18 protein-coding genes are annotated in these 18,012 nt (G+C 54.4%); 12 read left to right on the forward strand and 6 right to left on the reverse strand.

Annotated features, from left to right (window positions below):
• Nucleotides 1-232 precede the first annotated feature (232 nt).
• The 3 genes from C162_RS14810 to C162_RS14820 are packed head-to-tail and all read left to right on the forward strand — an operon-like array spanning nt 233 to nt 2,273.
• Nucleotides 233-1,063, forward strand: coding sequence for a zinc ribbon domain-containing protein (locus tag C162_RS14810; RefSeq protein WP_036695265.1), 831 nt, complete (start codon nt 233-235; stop codon nt 1,061-1,063).
• A gap of 36 nt (nt 1,064-1,099) precedes the next feature.
• A complete protein-coding gene (locus C162_RS14815; protein WP_036695266.1) occupies nt 1,100-1,918 on the forward strand; it encodes a TrmB family transcriptional regulator in 819 nt (272 codons plus the stop codon).
• A gap of 49 nt (nt 1,919-1,967) precedes the next feature.
• On the forward strand, nt 1,968-2,273 hold the full coding sequence (locus C162_RS14820; RefSeq protein ID WP_036695268.1) for a hypothetical protein: 306 nt from the start codon (nt 1,968-1,970) through the stop codon (nt 2,271-2,273).
• Nucleotides 2,274-2,489: 216 nt separating this feature from the next.
• Here C162_RS14820 and C162_RS14825 read toward each other — a convergent pair whose 3' ends face one another.
• Entirely contained in the window at nt 2,490-3,425 is a 936-nt protein-coding gene (locus C162_RS14825) for a diacylglycerol/lipid kinase family protein (protein WP_036695269.1), read from the reverse strand.
• Nucleotides 3,426-3,518: 93 nt separating this feature from the next.
• The gene (locus C162_RS14830; RefSeq protein WP_036695270.1) at nt 3,519-3,857 is read right to left on the reverse strand and encodes a DUF4870 domain-containing protein; all 339 of its coding nucleotides are present in this window, start codon (nt 3,855-3,857) and stop codon (nt 3,519-3,521) included.
• Nucleotides 3,858-4,344: 487 nt separating this feature from the next.
• On the opposite strand from C162_RS14830, the gene C162_RS14835 reads away from it, so the two are divergent.
• From C162_RS14835 to C162_RS14870, 8 genes are all read left to right on the forward strand, one after another.
• Nucleotides 4,345-4,533: a hypothetical protein gene (locus C162_RS14835; protein WP_019913840.1), complete on the forward strand. Its 189-nt coding sequence runs from the start codon at nt 4,345-4,347 to the stop codon at nt 4,531-4,533.
• 408 nt (nt 4,534-4,941) lie between these two features.
• Nucleotides 4,942-5,991: a cytochrome c oxidase subunit II gene (coxB, locus tag C162_RS14840; RefSeq protein ID WP_036695271.1), complete on the forward strand. Its 1,050-nt coding sequence runs from the start codon at nt 4,942-4,944 to the stop codon at nt 5,989-5,991.
• Nucleotides 5,992-6,119: 128 nt separating this feature from the next.
• Nucleotides 6,120-7,967 carry a cytochrome c oxidase subunit I gene (gene ctaD, locus C162_RS14845; RefSeq protein ID WP_051493522.1) on the forward strand — a complete coding sequence of 616 codons (1,848 nt, stop codon included), beginning with the start codon at nt 6,120-6,122 and terminating at the stop codon, nt 7,965-7,967.
• On the forward strand, nt 7,964-8,590 hold the full coding sequence (locus C162_RS14850) for a cytochrome c oxidase subunit 3 (RefSeq protein ID WP_036695272.1): 627 nt from the start codon (nt 7,964-7,966) through the stop codon (nt 8,588-8,590). The genes ctaD and C162_RS14850 overlap by 4 nt, the downstream gene beginning before the upstream one ends.
• 4 nt (nt 8,591-8,594) lie before the next feature.
• Nucleotides 8,595-8,918: a cytochrome C oxidase subunit IV family protein gene (locus C162_RS14855; protein ID WP_036695273.1), complete on the forward strand. Its 324-nt coding sequence runs from the start codon at nt 8,595-8,597 to the stop codon at nt 8,916-8,918.
• A gap of 28 nt (nt 8,919-8,946) precedes the next feature.
• Nucleotides 8,947-9,855, forward strand: coding sequence for a cytochrome c oxidase assembly factor CtaG (ctaG, locus tag C162_RS14860; RefSeq protein WP_036695295.1), 909 nt, complete (start codon nt 8,947-8,949; stop codon nt 9,853-9,855).
• Nucleotides 9,856-9,891: 36 nt separating this feature from the next.
• Nucleotides 9,892-10,356 carry a DUF420 domain-containing protein gene (locus C162_RS14865; protein WP_036695274.1) on the forward strand — a complete coding sequence of 155 codons (465 nt, stop codon included), beginning with the start codon at nt 9,892-9,894 and terminating at the stop codon, nt 10,354-10,356.
• A 201-nt stretch (nt 10,357-10,557) separates the two neighbouring features.
• Nucleotides 10,558-11,568, forward strand: coding sequence for a phosphotransferase enzyme family protein (locus tag C162_RS14870; protein WP_036695276.1), 1,011 nt, complete (start codon nt 10,558-10,560; stop codon nt 11,566-11,568).
• Between the two features lie 198 nt (nt 11,569-11,766).
• Here the strand turns inward: C162_RS14870 and C162_RS14875 are convergent, their stop codons facing one another.
• From C162_RS14875 to C162_RS14890, 4 genes are all read right to left on the reverse strand, one after another.
• Nucleotides 11,767-12,549 carry an MBL fold metallo-hydrolase gene (locus C162_RS14875; RefSeq protein ID WP_036695277.1) on the reverse strand — a complete coding sequence of 261 codons (783 nt, stop codon included), beginning with the start codon at nt 12,547-12,549 and terminating at the stop codon, nt 11,767-11,769.
• Between the two features lie 113 nt (nt 12,550-12,662).
• Nucleotides 12,663-14,252 carry a methyl-accepting chemotaxis protein gene (locus tag C162_RS14880; protein WP_036695278.1) on the reverse strand — a complete coding sequence of 530 codons (1,590 nt, stop codon included), beginning with the start codon at nt 14,250-14,252 and terminating at the stop codon, nt 12,663-12,665.
• A gap of 29 nt (nt 14,253-14,281) precedes the next feature.
• A complete protein-coding gene (locus tag C162_RS14885; RefSeq protein ID WP_036695279.1) occupies nt 14,282-16,282 on the reverse strand; it encodes a chemotaxis protein CheA in 2,001 nt (666 codons plus the stop codon).
• A 29-nt stretch (nt 16,283-16,311) separates the two neighbouring features.
• Complete coding sequence (locus tag C162_RS14890; RefSeq protein WP_036695280.1) at nt 16,312-16,740, reverse strand: chemotaxis protein CheW; 429 nt, start codon at nt 16,738-16,740, stop codon at nt 16,312-16,314.
• Nucleotides 16,741-16,950: 210 nt separating this feature from the next.
• Between C162_RS14890 and C162_RS14895 the strand changes: the two genes are divergently transcribed.
• Nucleotides 16,951-17,910 (forward strand): tyrosine-type recombinase/integrase, encoded by a 960-nt coding sequence (locus C162_RS14895; protein ID WP_036695281.1) that lies wholly within the window; start codon nt 16,951-16,953, stop codon nt 17,908-17,910.
• The last annotated feature ends 102 nt before the right edge of the window (nt 17,911-18,012 follow it).

The following is an 18,012-nucleotide window of genomic DNA, read 5'->3' on the forward strand; positions in this document are numbered from 1 at the left end:
AGACAGCAGAAGGCAATATGTATGATTGCTCCTTCCGCAGCATACTCATTCCAAGTAAGAACGCTAGCCGCTCTACTTGGTATTTACCACATGACGACAAATAATGAATCTGCCGTGGACTTTTGGTATGATAGAATCACGTTTCCACTGCTGCATGGAGCGGCAATCGGAATGGAAGGATATACGCGGCTGCGAATCAGCCTATTCTCACTCTGGAGAAGGAGGAACTACAATGAATTTTCTGCAACGCATTAAAGACGGTGCCAGCCGGGTGAGTGAAAAAGCGCAAAGCTCGGTGGAAGTGAGCAAGCTGAATGGGCAGATTTCAGATATTGAGCATGAGATGCAGGTTGAATTTCTGAAAATGGGGAAGCTGTTCTACGAGGGGTATCGTTCAAGGGATATGTCGGTGGCTGAAGGCCAGATGATCGAGCTTGCGCGGGGCTGTAACAAGCTGCAGGAGCAGATCGAGGACGTACGCTCAAGAATTGCCGAACTGAGGAATGAACGCTTGTGCGCCTGCGGTCAGATCGTAGGGCTGGATGCCAATTTCTGTCCGCATTGCGGACGTAAGCTGGAACCACGCAAGCCGGAAGATAAGGAGATTTCACTGCGTAAAGAACCGTCTTCCGCGGCTGCCGCTACCGCAGCGCCATCTGCGGTTACCGTACATACGGTGCTGGAGCATGAAGATGAGGAAGACCAGTACTACGGCGAGGAAGAGCTGACCGAAGCGGAACGGGAGCTGGCGAGAAGACCCGAAGCGCGTGTGCAGTACGCGGAGGTGTTGCCTGAACTGGAAGAAGAGGCAGAGCTGGAGGAAGTCGACCGGATGGCTTCAGGTTCTGACCGGAGCCGCCGGGAGGCGGATGAGCTGGAACGGGAACGGGAGCGGCAACTGGAGCTGGACCGCCGGATCAGGGACTGGAAAGCAAGTGAGCCAGCCGAAGAACGGGTAGCCGGAGATGTGGATACACGGGAGGTCGTGAATTGCCAGATCTGCCGCGCCGACTTGCCGAAGGGCTCCATGTGGTGCCCGCGCTGCGGCTCGGAACAAATATAGACAGTGTAGTACTGACAGCTTAGGGGGACAACATAGATGGAACAGTTGCTGCTGCATCTGCGCAATTTGGGTTTCACAGAGATGGAATCCAAAATCATGGTTGAGCTGGCCACCAAGGGCCAGGCTTCGGGCTACGAAGTGGCAAAGCAGCTAGGAGTATCAAGATCGAACGTATACGCGGCGCTTCAGCGCCTGACTCAGCAAGGCTACGTGCGCTGCGGAGAAGGGGAGCCGGCACGCTACAGTGTGCTGGACCCGGAAGAGCTGGCCACGATGATATCCGGCCGGGTGCAGGCCTCACTTGCTTATATGGAGAGTGAAATGCCGCGCGGGGGTCCGGTCAGCCCCTCCTTCTACAACGTGGAGGGTGACCGGAATGTAATTGGAGAGCTGGTCCGCCAGCTGAATCTTGCCGCTCAGGAGATTGTAGTGGATGTGTGGCGGGAGGAAGCCTCGCTGCTGCGCAGTGAGCTTGAGCAGGCGGAGAAGCGCGGAGTGAAGCTGCTCTGGGCTTTTGACGGCGGTGACGCTGTACCGGCACCTTATCCGGTATGGCCGCCCCTGCCGGGCAAGCCGGAACGCAGCGGAGGCCGGAAGTTCTCCTTCGTCGTGGACCGGAGCTGGTGCATGCTCGGCATGCGTTATGAGGACGGGAGCGCCCAGGCTGTGATTACTGAGCATCCGGTGCTGGTGGAGCTGCTGCTCAAATCTTTTACACAGGAATTGGTATTGTTCGAGCTTGAGGAAGATATGGGCCCCGAACTGCAGCGGCGCTACGGGGAGCGCTACAGCCGGATCTACAGCAAATATGTGCTGCATGATCAGGAGGAATCCGGAGAAAAGCCGGAGGAATAGGGCTGGGGTAGTAAGTGCCCAAGTTCACTAAGCAAGGGAGGTGACAAGCATGGAGTGTATTGTACATTTTGAAGTGCAGCATGCAGATGGCGTCAAGCCGCTGCGCGGACTGCTGTTCCTTGAAGAGGGCAAGACCCCGGAAGAACGGGAGCTGGTGGAGATGTTCAAGGACATGAAGTTCAACGTCCGGCTGGATAACCGGGAGAAATGGATTTTCAAGCCAGTGGCTCCGGGAGAAAGTTATTCTGAGATCCGCATTACCAGCTTTGACAACGGGAAGAAAAACAGCAAGCCGGAGGGTGAGCTGAAGTCGATTGTCGGCAACTTACTGCCCCAGAAGCCAACAGGGCTGTAGATGACAAAGCAGGCTCCGCCTGGAAGTAATGGAGCTTGATGCTACAATTTGATTAATCATCTGGATGAATAATAGCATAAAAGCAGCACAAAAAAAGCAGGCCCCCCGGATCACTCTCCGCAGGGCCTGTTTTATTTGTGTTACAGGAAGCCTTCGCAGGACCCCTGACTCTGGAGCTAAGGCCGGACTTCGAGTGTTTGAGGCTCGATGCCCGCCCTAGATGCTGGCGTGACTGGAACCGGGCCCGGCTGCCGCCAGCAGCGAGAGCACGCGCAGCGCGCCCGGCTCGCAAGCCACGGCCAGCGGCGCCGTGCCGAGCGCTTCGCCATCGCCGATGGCATGGCGCGGCTGCGCGAAGTGGACGGCTACGCTGCGACCGCGAAGCATGGTGACATAGGGCAGCTTCGTGTGCCTGCCCTTCACCACCGTCGGGAACAGCCGCAGCAATTGCCCGCGGCTGACCCCGTGCACGACGCAGACGTCAAGCAGGCCATCGCCTGATTCCGCCTGCGGGCAGATCAGCAGCCCGCCGCCGTAGCTGGGCAGGTTGCAGACCGAGACCAGCCACGCCTGATCGAAGGCCTGCTCCTTGCCGTCGCAGGTCACGCTGACGCGGCAGGGCTTGAAGGTCATCAGCGTATGCAGAACGCCGATGATATAGGCTAGGCGCCCGGCGCCAATGGCGTTACACAGCCGCTTGTAGCGGCTGCCGTTCACATTGACGGCCACCTGCGCGTCGAAGCCGCTGGCTACCGCGGTCAGGGTGAGGCTACCTGCCGCGTTGAGCAGATCGGCTTCGATCCAGCGCTCCTGCAGCGCATGATCCAGCGCTGCCTCGGGCGCGAGCGGGATGCTGAACCCGCGCGCGGTGTCATTGCCCGAACCCGCCGGGATGACACCCAGCGGGACATTCCTGCGCCGCAGTGCGCCTAGCACACTGTGGATCGTGCCGTCGCCGCCGACAACGATGGCAGCGCGCCAGTCTTCGCTGCGGGCCAGCGCCTGAAGCACCTGACTCTCTGCGCTGTCAGCGCTCTGGGTGAACAGCGCTTCATAGGGAACAGCCCGCGCCGCAAGCAAGGCCTGTACGGTGTGCCAGGTCCGGCGCCCCGCTCCGCCGCCGGAGCGGGAATTTATGATGAACAAATACATGGATGCTTCCCCCAGCCTGTAGATTCCTGCTTGTCTTATCCCATTGTAAGGAGCGGGCAGGCAAAAGGGAAACTATTTTCTGCGGCGCTGCAGCTACAGCTGCCGCAGCTGGCTTTCGGCGATCTCCCCGACCCAAGGGAGCTTGAACCATCTGCTGCCCAGGGCATGGTAGATCATCAGGAGCCAGACCGCGAAGCTGCAAAGGGAGATCAGGGCGCCTACCACATCACCGAGAAGCGGAATGAAGCCGCTGAGCACATGAGCGATCATAAGCACTCCGAAGGCAATCAGGGATTGAAGCGAGTGGAACAGAACGAAGCGGCTGCGCTTCTCCAGTGCGAGGAAAATAATCGCCCCGATAAACGGGAAGAAATAACACAAAGCGGCAGCAATGTTATCGGGCAGTCCGGTCGAAGATCTGAAAGGCGACAAAGGGCTCACTCTCCTTCCCTACAAGCCTATGAGGTGTCCAGGCAAAGTATGAGCCGTGCGGAGATGCTGTCCAATAATTTCTGGGGAAAGGGAGCACAATATGTTCAGGTTCACAAACGGGAGGGCAAGCATATACTATATAAAATTTCCATTTGCATTTTTACATGGAAAGGTGGAAGTTCATCTGGAATATGATACAATATAACGATAAGGCCCGAAAGGAGTGATTCAGTAAGTGGCTCTTCGGGTAATTAAAGTGTCAAGGTGTCTTTGCAGTGGGACATCCTTACTCTCAGCCCAAATCACGACGAACCTGCTTCACCGGCAAGGCGGAATTCCAAGTTACTGGAATGGTAGTCTGGACGGGTAATGCAAGCCGCGTATGTGTAATGGTTGTTAACTTGCATTTCAAGGTTACGGCGAACTTTTCATCATGCATTCTCTACAACGGAGCATTCATTTTCAATGTTTTGGGAGGGAACTGATCATGGCAAGTAAAGGTCATAACGAAGTCAAGGAAAGTCTACGGGAAATGACACGTATTTTCCGGCCCAAAGATCCCAAGAAATTTGTGAAAGAGTACGTCCGGAAGTATCGGATCACGGGAGGTTATGAGGAAGAGCTGACCATGGTTGTGGAGCATGAGCTGGTTAGAATGAATTCTTCCGTCTCCTGAAAAAGCAGCCAGATTCTGTTTTGTGCTGTGTGATACCGACAACTATATATGTAAGCTACATTCAAGCGATAACATCCATGAGGATTCTCATAAACCGTGCCCGGGCAGCCTGCTGTTTCTGGAATCGGTTTTTTTTGTATGCCCTTTGCAGATTGTCTTCGTATGTCAAATGAATGTTTAGACACAAATACATATGAATACGCTTCAGAAGTAGTTTAACAGTTTTCCAGCAAAAATGAAAGCGCTTATAAAATCAGTGTTGACAAGCTTTATGCGATTTAAAAATGATTTTGTGAATTTGTTGTGAACGATTGACAAAACCGTAGGCCGAACTTATATTAATAGTGATTGTTATAATTGACAGGAAAATACTCTAATCTACGAATTCGGGAAAAGCGGGGTAGATCAATGATGAAAACGTGGCAGGCTGGTAAGCGGCTTCTTCCCATGACCGCAGCGCTTGGACTCCTTCTGGCCGGATGCGGGCGGGAGGACTTGTCGGTACTCAGACCGCAGGGACCCGTAGCGGAAAGCTCTTACGGACTGATGAAGCTGTCGATCACGATCATGATCGTGGTGCTGCTGATCGTCTTCTCCATTGCGGCTTATGTATGGATTCGCTTCCGCCGGAAGAAGGATCAGGATGAGATTCCGAAGCAGGTGGAGGGCAGCTTCAAGCTGGAGGTGCTGTGGACGGTCATCCCGCTTATTCTCGTCATTGTGCTGGCGATTCCCACGGTGAAGGTGGTGTTCGCTGCCGGCAATGATCATTCGGATGACAAGGACGCCATCAAGGTCAAGGTGACCGGCCACCAGTACTGGTGGGAGTTCGAATATACGGATTACGGAATAACGACCGCGCAGGATCTGATTATTCCTACTGGCAAGCATATTGCCTTCGAGCTGAGTACCAAGGATGTGCTGCATTCCTTCTGGGTACCCTCGCTTGCCGGGAAAATGGACACCAATCCCGACGGCACGGTGAACCGCTTCAGCTTCAGTGCGCCGAATGAAGGCGTTTACCGGGGGAAATGCGCGGAGCTGTGCGGACCCTCACACGGGTTCATGGAGTTTAAGGTGAAGTCGGTCAGCGGTGAAGCCTTTGACAAGTGGGTGGCTTCGATGAAGGCGCCGGAGTCGGTGATGCCGGAAGACCCGGTACTGGCCGAGAAGTTCAAGTCCCAGTGCCTGACTTGCCACGCGATTGGCAGCATGCCCGCATCACCGGTGGCTCCCAGCCTGACCGGAATTGGCTCCCGTGAATCGGTTGCGGGAATTCTGCTTAATGATGACACCCGTGAAGACGGGGCGCCAATCCTGGAGAATCTGAAGACTTGGCTGCATGATCCGCAGAGTGTGAAGCCCGGCAACAAGATGCCGAACCCGAAGGATATGGGCTTAAGTGATGAAGAGATCGACGGCATTGCCGAATATCTGGCCGGTTATACGCTGGAATAGGGGCTTATGACTGAAGCGGAAGCAGCATATTTGATAAGGGGGTACATACCTTGGCTCACGCAGCGCAATCCTTGCAGCCCTCCCAGCCCTTGCAGCCCGGCCACAGCGCCAAGCGGCATACCGGGCTGATGGACTGGATTACCACCGTCGACCACAAAAAAATAGCCATCCTGTATCTATGGGCCGGAGGTCTATTCTTCGGCATCGGTGGCCTGGAGGCAATCCTGATCCGTATTCAGCTGATCAAGCCGATGAATACCTTCCTGGATGCCCAGACCTTCAACGAGCTGATAACCATGCACGGCACGACCATGATCTTTCTTGGAGTCATGCCTGTTATATTCGCGCTGATGAATGCGGTGATTCCGCTGCAGATCGGCGCGCGGGATGTCGCCTTTCCTTTTCTCAACTCGCTGGGCTTCTGGACCTTTCTGTTCGGCGGTCTTCTGCTGAACCTGAGCTGGGTCATGGGCGGCGCGCCTGATGCGGGCTGGACGGCTTATACCCCGCTATCAGGTAAGGGCTACAGCGCCTCGCATGGAGTGGACTTTTATACGATAGGACTACAGATTGCCGGTCTCGGCACCCTGATTGGCGGGATTAACTTCCTGGCTACCATCATTACGATGCGCGCGCCAGGGATGTCCTTCATGCGGATGCCGATGTTCGCCTGGGCTACCTTTATTACCTCAGCCATTATTCTATTTGCCTTCCCTGCGGTTACCGTAGGACTTGTCCTGCTTACCTTCGACCGGATACTGGATGCCAACTTCTTCGATGTTGACGGTGGGGGCAATCCCGTGCTGTGGCAGCATATCTTCTGGATCTTCGGCCATCCCGAAGTGTATATTCTGATTCTTCCGGCCTTCGGCATCATCTCCGAGGTCATTCCGACCTTCTCGCGCAAGCGGCTGTTCGGGTACAGCTCCATGGTTTTTGCGACGATTCTGATCGCCTTCCTGGGCTTCATGGTCTGGGCGCATCATATGTTCACCACCGGCCTTGGTCCGGTAGCTAACGCCTTATTCTCCGTCTCTACCATGCTGATTGCCGTTCCGACCGGGATCAAGATCTTCAACTGGCTGTTCACCATGTGGGGCGGACAGGTACGGTTCACGACTCCGAATCTGTTCGCGGCCGGGTTCATTCCTACCTTCACGATGGGCGGGGTAACCGGGGTGATGCTGGCTTCCGCGCCGGCGGACTTCCAGTTCCATGATACGTACTTCGTGGTGGCGCATTTCCACTACGTCATTGTCGGCGGTCTAGTGCTCGGGCTGTTCGCCGGGCTGCACTACTGGTGGCCGAAGATGTTCGGGCGCATGCTCAGCGAATCCTTGGGCAAGTGGACCTTTTGGACCTTCATTATCGGGTTCCACTTAACGTTCTTCGTGCAGCATTTCCTGGGGCTGATGGGGATGCAGCGGCGCGTATTCACCTATTTGCCGAACCAGCAGTTCGATACGCTCAACCTGGTCAGTACAGTGGGAGCGTTCCTGATGGGAGTGGGCATGATTATCTTCCTTATAAATGTATTCTTGACCTCCAGACGGCCGGCGGATGCGCCGGAAGACCCGTGGGAAGACGGGCGGACGCTTGAATGGACGATACCTTCGCCGCCGCCGGAATATAACTTCAAGCAGACGCCGCTGGTGCGGGGCCTGGATGCCTTCTGGAAAGAGAAAATGGCCGGGCATAAAGCCATGACTCCTGCGGAGCCGATTGGCCCGATTCATATGCCGTCAGCCACGATTCTGCCGTTCCTGATGTCCGTCGGTATCTTCATTGCGGGCCTTGGCTTCATGTTCAGCCGCGATGAATTCAGCAGCAGCATAATGAGTTTCCTGTTCAATAACTATATTGTTACGGCGCTGGGGCTTCTTATTACCTTCGGATCGATGCTGATGCGGTCGCTGTTCGACGATCACGGATGGCATATTGAACCCGAAGAGCTGGAAGAAGGTGAGCAGAGATGACAACGGCACATGCTGAAGCGGCGGACGGTATACTCCCGCATGAACCTGAGAAAGCGACCCTGGAAGGACGCAACAAAGTGCTGGCCTTCTGGCTGTTCCTCGGGGGGGAAGCGGTGCTCTTCGGCACCCTGTTCGCTACATTCCTGGCCCTGCGCAATCAGACGAATGAGGGACCCACGGCGGCTGAGCTGTTCCACCTGCCGCTGGTTGCAGCAGCGACCCTTCTCCTCCTGGTCAGCAGTCTGACCAGTGTGTTCGCCATTCAGGCCATGCACCGGGGAAATGTGGCCCAGCTCCGGAACTGGCTGCTGGTGACCGTCCTGCTTGGCCTTGCATTCCTGATCCTGGAGATCTACGAGTTCAGTGTATATATCCGGCATGAGGAATTCGGGATGACGACGAGTGCGTTCAGCTCGGCCTTTTATACGCTGGTCGGGTTCCACGGTGCCCATGTTGCCTTCGGGATTCTGTGGATTGCCGTGCTGATCGGACAATTGCTGCATAAAGGCCTGACGGTCGTTACTGCACCGAAGATCTACGTGTCGGCGATGTATTGGCATTTCATTGACGTGGTATGGGTCTTTATCTTCACAGTCGTATACCTGCTCGGAAAGGTGGGGTGAAGCCATGACGACGAAGCAGCCTTCTTCAGATTCTGCGGTGAAGCACCGGCACCGTCCGGAAGGACCGCAGCGGCATATTGTGGTGTTTGTGTTCTCCGTGGTGCTGACGCTGATCGCTTTTGCCGCGGTGGCGGCCGGAGGGGTGAATGCTACCTTTGCGATCATCCTGCTGCTGGTAATGGCTGTGCTGCAAGTGTTCCTGCAGATGGGCTTCTGGATGCATCTGAAGGACAAAGGGCATATGATCCCGATTATCTTCATGCTGGGCGGTTTTTTTATCGCAGGCACCTGTATTGTAATGGCACTCTATTGGGTATGGTGGGATTGATTCTATCTCCGGGGAGGTCTTGAGGATGATACCGGGATTGCAATATTTCAGCTTTACGGAACTATGGAGTCCGCTGTTTCTGGCCCTGATGCTCCTCCTGACTGCCGGATATTTTGTGCTGATCGGTCCGCTGGCCTCCCGTTTTGAGGGCAGCACTGCAGTCCCCTTCTGGCGGAGGGGGCTGTTCTTATGCGGAATACTAGCCCTCTATCTGGCGCAGGGGGGACCGGTCAGTCTGCTGGGACATATCTTATTTTCCTTCCATATGGTCAGTATGGCCTTATCCTATCTGGTGGCGGTTCCGCTGATTATGCTCGGTATTCCCGACTGGTGCTGGCGCGCTCTGCTGCGGGTGAATCCGCTGAAGGGACTGGCTTTTCTTGCTAAGCCGGTGGTGGCGGCCCTGCTCTTCAATGGCCTGTTCTCGCTCTACCATATCCCCGCCATCCATGATTATGTCATGCTGCATTTCACCGTTCACCGTCTGTATTATGGCGTCCTGTTCCTGACCTCGGCGCTGATGTGGTGGAATCTGATCAACCCCTTGCCGGAATACCGGGCGCTTAGCGGTCTGGGGCAGGTAGGCTTCATCTTTCTGAACATGGTGCTGCTGACACCGGCCTGCGGGCTGATAATCTTTGCGGGCTCCCCCCTCTATGCTACATATAGCGACCCGGGCACCTGGGCGAAGGCGATGGGCTACTGTGTTCCGCAGAGTCCGGCTGCATTACTGCAGGCTTTTGGCGGTCCCGGCTTCTTCGGATCTCTCTCTCCCAAGGTAGATCAGCAGGTCGGCGGCATCGTGATGAAGTTCATTCAGGAATTTATTTTCGCCTCGATGCTTGCTTATGTGTTCTATCATTGGTATAAAAAAGAGAACGGACAAGAGGACACAGATGTGTCCGCGTCACCCTCTGCACTGGCGGAGGAGGTCTGAACTATAATGAGCTGGTAAGTACCGAGGGGGATATTCATGGATATTTTCACATTGTTTCCTACGATCAGCACATCGTTCATCGTCATAAGCGCGGTGCTGGTGGCAATCGGCTGGAGACAGATCATTCAAGGCAAACGCGAAGCGCACAAGAAGACGATGATTGCGGCTGCAGTGGCAGCGATTCTGTTCTTCCTGGTGTACTCGTCAAGAACGGTGTTCGTAGGCAATACCTCCTGGGGCGGCCCGGATGAGCTGACGACGATCTACCATGTCTTCCTGATCTTCCACATCGTGCTGGCTACCGTCGCTGCCGTATTCGGCATCACCACGCTGACGCTCGGCTTCAAGGCCAAGTATGCCAAGCACCGCAAGTGGGGCAGAGTGACCGCTGTCATCTGGTTCATCACTGCCATCACCGGAGTTGCCGTCTATGTACTGCTGTATATCTTCTATCCGGGCGGCCATACCAAGCCAGTCTGGGAAATCATCCTGGGCGCGTAATCCGAAGGGAAGAGATGCCTTGAAATAGGGGAGAAGCCTGTCCATCTGCCGCTGCTGCGGGGGAGGGGCGGGCTTTTTTTGGGTTAGGGGCTTGGAGTGGGCGAAATGTAATCGAAAAACCGATTACAATGCGCGTGGGATTGCACTCGCCAAATGTTAAGAATAACAATGCAGTTTAATTTCAATCATTAAGGAGAAAACATGGACCCACACATCAAACGAATGTTTCTGGACGAACATGCTGCTGAAGGTGCTAGGCGCTTTGGGATTAGCCCCAAGGATCTGACCTTCATTGGAGGCTTTCAAAACTTCATATATTCTTATATCCTCGGTGAGTCCCAATATATTCTTCGCTTTACTCCGGGGACACTTCGTACCTCCGAGGGAGTTGCAGCCGAAATCGAATGGATTCGTTACCTAGCGGAGAAAGGGGTGTCAGTTTCAGCTCCGGTTCGATCGGTGAATGGAAAGGACGTTGAGCGTATTCATGGGAATACGATGGATTTTTACGCAGCAGCGTTCAATTATGCACCCGGCAAGAAGATTGGATATCCGGAATGCCTGGGGAACCCGATGCTATATGAACAATGTGGCCGTATTACAGGCCGGCTTCATGAACTGACTAAGCGGTACAAACCGGTATCCAGAAGGCATACCTGGGAGACTAATGAATACCTTATGCGGGCGAAAGATTATTTACCGGCACAGCTTGGGCCCATTATACATGCCCTTGATGGACTAAAAGCAGAGTTGGCCAGTCTGCCTGTCACCTCAGATGATTTTGGTTTAATTCATGGGGATATCAACGTAGGCAATTTCTCAGTGGATGAGTCAGGGCGGATCACGCTTTTTGATTTCGATGAGTGTCAGTACAGCTGGTATGCCGAGGATATTGCTATCCAGCTCTATTATTTACTATATGTATTTGGGGAAGATTCGAGGTCTGAACGTAAGGCGCAATACGAGCTTTTTATCCGGCATTTCGAGCTAGGCTACACGGAGGATGGCCGGCAGCTCCCCGATGGCTGGAAGAGTCAACTGGATTTGTTTCTTAAACTGCGTGAAATTATCGTAGTCGTCGGCATGCACCGGAGTTGGGATATAACACAGGCTGACGATTGGACCCGTGGGTTCTTGCAGGAGAGTACAGTGCGTATTACCAAGGGGATTTCGTTAATCGATGGGTTCAGCGAAGAGGGGCAAGGATCATAGTTGGAAAAAGCACACTTAATTCCAGCGATGCGGATATTTGCAGGTAAGCAATTGGAAAAAGTCCACCTAATTCCCCGGAAATCATCGAATTGGACGGAATCGAAGAAATTAAATGTCGTTTTTTCCAACTGTTGTCCGTGAATGGGGCGGTGCCGTCAAAATAGATGGACAAAATCCACTTAACGCCACCGGCTGCGTTCAGAACTGTACACTAAAACCATTGAATCGGTGGATTCCTGTTCCAAAATGATCAAGCCCTTGCTCTTGCAGATATAGAGCCGCACACTTTGCTTCTTGAAGAATCTCAGGTTCAAGTCCAAGAGTATAATGTGAGCCGTATACTTTGCGGACGCCGCTAATCTCTGAAATGCGTATCAGGGAGCGCGTCAGTTCAGCGGGATTCGTGGAAGGGTAGAAGGCGTAGACTGGCATGGTGTCATAGAGCAGATCGCCACTGAAGAGAAACCCCCGCTGATTATCAAAGAAGCATAGATGGCCTGGTGAATGCCCGGGCGTATGATATACCGTGATGATCCGTCCGCCGCCCAGGTCAACCGTATCTCCGTCATGGAGCAATCCTGCCGGTTCCCCTTGAAAAGGTGTGTAGGTAGAGGGAGTGAATCCCGCAGGTGTCTGGCGTGTGATATCCCGGCCGATATTCCGCCTAATCTGCTCCAGAGACAAGCCTTGGATACCATGGATCAGCCAGTGCTGATCACCTTCATGCACCAGAATCCGCCCGAATTCTCCATGGCTGCCTATATGATCAGTATGAACATGACTAGTAAGGACATCTATGGGCAGCCTGGTCAGCTGGCTGGTGATGCTGCGGATATTCCCTATGCCAAGCCCTGTGTCGATCAGTGCAGCCCGGTCTGCTCCGAGTAACAGGAAGGAATGTACCTGTTCCCAATGACCGTATTCGCTGATGGCGAAGGTTGAATTATCGATTGCTGTAACCGTGAACCAAGAATCATCCATTACACATTCCTCCAATAATTAAAGATACTGTATACCCGTCTGATCCTGCAAGATAAACAAAAAAACCTGCAAGCTCCGAAAGAGAGCTTGCAGGCACCTGAATGAACCAAGAGCTACAACCGGAACGAAGACACCGTACTCTGCAGCTCCTCGGCCAGGCTGGCCAGGGACTGGGCGGAAGAGGCGGTTTCTTCGCTGCTGGCGGCGGACTGCTGGGTGGTGGCGGAGATGCTCTCCACGGCAGCGAGGACGTTGGTGGACTGGGCGGCTTGTTCTTCGCTGGCGGCGGCGATTTCTGATATTTTCTGGCCGGCGCTGTTGACCATCGTCACGATCTGATGAAAAGAAACGCCGGTCTTCTGCGACAGCTCCGCACTCTCCTGTACAGCGCTCACGCTGTAGCGTGTATTCACCTGCATTCCCTTGATGATGCTGGTAATCTGCTTGGTGGCCTCGCCGCTGCGCTCAGCCAGCTTGCGCACCTCGTCGGCCACAACCGCGAAGCCGCGGCCCTGCTCGCCTGCTCTGGCTGCTTCAATGGCGGCATTCAGAGCGAGCAGGTTGGTCTGATCTGCAATATCCTCGATGACATCGATAATCTCACCGACCTTCTGCGAGTCCTCCTCAAGCTTAGCCATCTGCCCGCTGACAGCCTGCATGCTCTCCATCGACTCCTGAATGATGCTGTTCCCGTTCTCGGCAATGGTTACCGTCTCATCGGAAATCATCGAGGCCTGCTCGGTATTCTGGGCTACAGAGTGGATTGCACTGGACAGCTCTTTGAATAACTCGCTAATGGTCCCGGCATCATCCGCTGTAGTCGTGCTGCCGCTTGCCACCTCTTGCGTACTGGCGGAGATCTCCTCGGCGGCGGCGGACAGGCTTTGGGAATGCAGCAGGATGGAGCCCACTGTCTTGCGGAGGCTAGCGACCATCTCGTTCACCTTGGCAGCCAGAATGCCGATTTCATCTCTGGTATCGATATCGGATTGGCTGCGCAGGTCGCCGTCAGCCACCTTCGAGAGAACCTTGACAACCTTCGCCAGCGGATTAGAAATAATGCGGGAGATGATATACCCTAACAGGATGCACAGAATAACCGCGCCGATAATAATGCCGAGGGTAATGTTGCGTGAAGAGCTATAGAGTACGGCTCCAGCCTGCCGGGCCTGATCCGCTTCCCTGGTATTGGTGAGAATCAGATCGTTCAGGATCTGCTTCAAGGTATCGCCCTGACTATTAAGCGTGCTGCTGCGCAGCATCTCCAGCAGCTTCTCGTCCTGTCCGCTCAGCGCGAGGCTGACCAGGGAATCGTAGGTAAGCAAATATTCATTCCAGGCAGCTTCAAAAGGGGCAATGGTCTGAACCGATTCCGGGCTCAGCTTGGTTTTGCGGAAGGCGGCGATGCTATCGAGCACGTTCTGCTTCTCTCTTTTATAATCTTCTACCCTCTGCTGGCGTTCCTGAGGGGTCTGCTTAATGTACAGATCCCTGACGATGCCGCGCATGACGGAGAAGCTGTTCTGCGAGCTCTGCAGGGAGGAGACGGGAACCAGATTGTTCACATACATATCATCCAGACTCTTATTGATAGAGCCGAGATTGCTCAGTCCGTAGAGACCCACGAAGGAAAGAATAACAGCGACGATCAGGAAGGACGAGATTAATTTCACGCTTGTTTTTAGATTATAGAACCATTTCATACCTGTTTCCCCCAATAAACATGATTTTGTTAAGCGAAAACTCCCGTAGTGAAAAATAAGCTGGCTATGTCTATGATCAGTGCGATATTTCCATTTCCCAGGATGGTAGCTCCTGATATATTCTCAGTCTTGCCCATGTAGGAGCCGAGCGATTTGATTACGATATCCTGATTGCCGATAAGTGTATCTACGGCCAATGCCAGCCGTTTCTCGCCCCGCCCCACGATGATCAGCGGAATGGATGCTGCGCTGCCGCCCGCGCCTGCGGGGAGCCGCAGGACATCCTGCAGCCAGACCACCGGTACGAGCTGGCCCCGTGCGGTAATGACATTCTGCCCCCGGACAGAGCTGATCTCCTCTGGAGTGACGCGGACAATCTCGGCCACGCTGCTCATGGGAATCACGAAGGTCGCTCCTCCGGCATGAACGAGCAGACCCCGGATGATGGCGAGTGTTAAGGGCAGGCGAATCCGGAAGCGGGTGCCTCTTCCCCGGGTGGTCTCAATATCGATCATGCCGTTAATCCGTTCAATGTCATTACGGACGATATCCATCCCGACTCCGCGGCCGGAAATATCACTGATTTGCTGAGCTGTGGAGAAGCCGGGCCGGAAAATAAGCCGCAGCGCTTCATCCTCAGTCATCCCGCCGGCCTCTTCTGCCGTAATGATACCCTTCCGCAGAGCAGACTCTGCAATCAGGGCGGAATCGATCCCGGCTCCGTCGTCCTCGATGACCAGGATGACCTGGTTGTCCTCGTGGGAGGCGGCGACGCGGACGGTTCCGGTCTCGCTTTTGCCGGACTTGCGGCGGATTTCAGGGGTCTCTATGCCGTGATCGACAGCATTGCGCAGCAGATGGATCAGCGGGTCGCCAAGCTCCTCAATGAGCGTCCGGTCCAGCTCCGTCTCCTTGCCTTCAAGGACCAGCTCAACCTGCTTGTCCAGGGAGCCGGACAAGTCCCGGACCATGCGGGGGAGGCGGCTCAGCAGCTGCTCTATCGGCAGCATCCGCACCTTAATCATGCTCTCCTGCAGCTCGCCTGTAATCATAGCCAGATGGTCAGCAAGCTGGCCGAGCTCCTCTGTCAGATCATTGGTTCCGTATTGCTGGTGGAATCTGCGGTTCAGCAGATGGAACCGGGTCTGGTCGATGACCAGCTCACCCGCCAGGTTCATCAGCTTCTCCAGACGCTCCACCTGGACGCGGATGGTTTGCGGCTTGGTTTTGTCAGCGGCAGACGGCGGGGATTCGGGTGCTTCCGGGAGCTCCCGGCTTCCAGTCTCTAGATGGGGCGGTCTCATGTATTCACCGGGACGCGGAGAATCGTTAAGCACTTCTTCTATGTAGATACGATCAACATCCATAATGGATAAGACCTCCTGATGGAGCTCCCCGATATCAATCTTGGGCGACAGCAACCAGGAGGCCTCGTCGATCCGGCTGTCGTGGTCCTCTATCTCCTCCAGCTCCGGCTTCATGCGCAGGACCGCAGCGATACTCCGCAGCTTGGCATCGATCAGGTGAAGACGGGGCAGCTTCATCTCACAGCCGGGAGAGAGCCACACATGCACCCAGAACAACTGGAGGGGCATCTCGGCCTGGCTTGTCTGCACAGCGGGGGCCTTATCCTCTGGCTCCCGCTGCCCTTCCGCTGCGAATGTACTCAGCCGCTGAACCAGACCGGATACATCTGTGGTCTCCTGATCCGTAGCCGCGATTTCGCTCTGTAGCGCGCGCATTCCATCCAGCGCTTCGAAGAACAGGCGGATCAGCTCCGGCGTGACCCTCCGTTCCCCGCCCCGCATCTGATGCAGCAGATGCTCCAGATGATGCGTGACTTCCTTCAGCCCGTTGTAGCCCATAGAGGCTGAGGAGCCTTTAAGGGTATGGGCCGCCCGGAAGAACTGCTGGATTCCGACTTCCGTCTCCCCGGCCTGCTCCAGCCTGAGCACCTCATCCTCGATCAACTGCAGCTGGTCCTCCAGCTCCTCCAGAAAAATCCCTCGGTATTCCGATAAATCAACCATAGTTCGCCTTCTCTCCGTGTAGCCTTTGTTTAGTCGCGCAGCAGGATCTCATCCAGCCTCAGAATGCCGACCAGCCCGGAAGAAGAGAAGCCTACTCCATTGAAGAAGGAACCGCTGATTCCGGCGATGCTGCCATTTGCGGGCTGAATATCGCTGAAGGTCGTCACTTTATTCACGTTGTCGACAATGACGCCGAGAGACTCCTCCTGGTGATGAACCACCAGAATGCGTGTATGCTTGGTATGGGCCACTTCCTCCATCTGGAGCAGCACTCTAAGGCTGAGCACTGGCACAATTTTACCCCTGAGGTTGATAATGCCCTTAACATAATGACGGCTGCTGGGGATCTCCGTTATTTCCTGCATTCTTATAATTTCATGGACATCTGAGATCGGGATCGCATAATGCTCGTGATCTACCCCGAATTCAACATATTGTTTCTGCAAAACGGTCTCCATAGTTACCCTCCGGCTTCTCATATTACTTGGCTGGCCCGCAGCTGCTACTCTGTCTCCGTCTCCCTCCTGAGTTCTTCGCATTACCTTCTGCTGATCTTGCATGTTCCGGTCTTTAGCCATCCCTGTGTGATAATGGGACAAAATACCACAAAAATGTCGTACAATATCTCTTATGCGACATGTCTAATCCTGAGGAGTGATGAAAAAAGAATGAGTCAGACCGAATTTAGCCGTACGGCGCTCAGCTTGGTGTACCCGGAAGAGGGCTATCTAAGCGATGATCAGATTGTTCAGATGTTTATGGCTACCTGCTGTACGAATGTTAATACAGGTCGGAATTATAAGCGCGCGATTGCTGATTTCCGCAGATTTATTGCAGGCACCTCCTTACGGGCAGTTAGCTGGAGGGAGATTGAGGCGTATAAGATTTTCCTGACGCAGGGGGGCTACAGCTATCAGAGGCAGCTGGCACCGGCAAGCATAGCGGCATTCCTTGCGCCGTTGAAGTCTTTTTATAAATGGGGAAGTGATCAGCATATCGGGATCTTTGCAGTGAATCCGACCTCCTCGGTGCGCATCCCCAAAATAACCGTGACCAGCCGCAAGAACTTCCTGACCAAACGGGAGGTGGGAGAATTACTGGATGTATTGGAGAAGCAAGGACTGCGCAACTATCTGATCGGGCTGACGCTGGTAGTACTGGGTCTGCGGGTATCGGAGCTGACGGCGATGAAGTGGGGGGACTTCCATAATGATCTGCTGGAGACCTCGGTCTGGCTGACCGTGGAGAACGGCAAGGGGAGCAAGCTCAGAGAAATCAAGGTTCCGCCGACCCTCTGGCAGCTGTACTCCAAGTTGTCTGAGACCCTGCCAAGGAAGGAAGAGGTCACCCCGGAGCAGAGGATGTTTCCGTTATCTTCACGGCAGGTGGAACGGATTATTAAGAACGCCGGAGCTGCCAGTACGATTGAGAAAAAACTGACGCCGCACTGGCTGCGCCATACGAATGCCACACTGGCCTTGCTCCAGGGAGCGTCACTTCAGCAGGTTCAGGAATCGCTGGGGCATTCCCACATCAATACCACCCAGCGGTATCTCCATACCGTTCAACAGATTCAAAAGGCTGCCCCGGATTTTGTAGAGGACAGCCTGCGTACGTTCATTCAATAGATTAGATTCGACAAAAATTGCAGAGACACGAATTGAACATCGTTGTGGAAATAGAGGGGTTGGTCCGGCGAAGTTTCTATACAGAAGTTAGGAAATGACCTA

Origin of the sequence: Paenibacillus sp. FSL R7-269, assembly GCF_000517865.1 — a bacterium.
Classification (GTDB): domain Bacteria; phylum Bacillota; class Bacilli; order Paenibacillales; family Paenibacillaceae; genus Paenibacillus_AQ.

Excerpts from the sequence above, each read along its gene's own strand:
- C162_RS14820 (WP_036695268.1), top strand. The coding sequence starts at position 1,968 with ATGGAGTGTATTGTACATTTTGAAGTGCAGCATGCAGATGGCGTCAAG.
- C162_RS14850 (WP_036695272.1), top strand. The coding sequence starts at position 7,964 with ATGACAACGGCACATGCTGAAGCGGCGGACGGTATACTCCCGCATGAA.
- C162_RS14885 (WP_036695279.1), bottom strand. The coding sequence starts at position 16,282 with ATGGTTGATTTATCGGAATACCGAGGGATTTTTCTGGAGGAGCTGGAG.
- C162_RS14865 (WP_036695274.1), top strand. The coding sequence starts at position 9,892 with ATGGATATTTTCACATTGTTTCCTACGATCAGCACATCGTTCATCGTC.
- C162_RS14890 (WP_036695280.1), bottom strand. The coding sequence starts at position 16,740 with ATGGAGACCGTTTTGCAGAAACAATATGTTGAATTCGGGGTAGATCAC.
- C162_RS14870 (WP_036695276.1), top strand. The coding sequence starts at position 10,558 with ATGGACCCACACATCAAACGAATGTTTCTGGACGAACATGCTGCTGAA.
- C162_RS14835 (WP_019913840.1), top strand. The coding sequence starts at position 4,345 with ATGGCAAGTAAAGGTCATAACGAAGTCAAGGAAAGTCTACGGGAAATG.
- coxB (WP_036695271.1), top strand. The coding sequence starts at position 4,942 with ATGATGAAAACGTGGCAGGCTGGTAAGCGGCTTCTTCCCATGACCGCA.
- C162_RS14880 (WP_036695278.1), bottom strand. The coding sequence starts at position 14,252 with ATGAAATGGTTCTATAATCTAAAAACAAGCGTGAAATTAATCTCGTCC.
- C162_RS14810 (WP_036695265.1), top strand. The coding sequence starts at position 233 with ATGAATTTTCTGCAACGCATTAAAGACGGTGCCAGCCGGGTGAGTGAA.
- C162_RS14815 (WP_036695266.1), top strand. The coding sequence starts at position 1,100 with ATGGAACAGTTGCTGCTGCATCTGCGCAATTTGGGTTTCACAGAGATG.
- C162_RS14855 (WP_036695273.1), top strand. The coding sequence starts at position 8,595 with ATGACGACGAAGCAGCCTTCTTCAGATTCTGCGGTGAAGCACCGGCAC.
- C162_RS14895 (WP_036695281.1), top strand. The coding sequence starts at position 16,951 with ATGAGTCAGACCGAATTTAGCCGTACGGCGCTCAGCTTGGTGTACCCG.
- ctaD (WP_051493522.1), top strand. The coding sequence starts at position 6,120 with ATGGACTGGATTACCACCGTCGACCACAAAAAAATAGCCATCCTGTAT.
- C162_RS14825 (WP_036695269.1), bottom strand. The coding sequence starts at position 3,425 with ATGTATTTGTTCATCATAAATTCCCGCTCCGGCGGCGGAGCGGGGCGC.
- C162_RS14875 (WP_036695277.1), bottom strand. The coding sequence starts at position 12,549 with ATGGATGATTCTTGGTTCACGGTTACAGCAATCGATAATTCAACCTTC.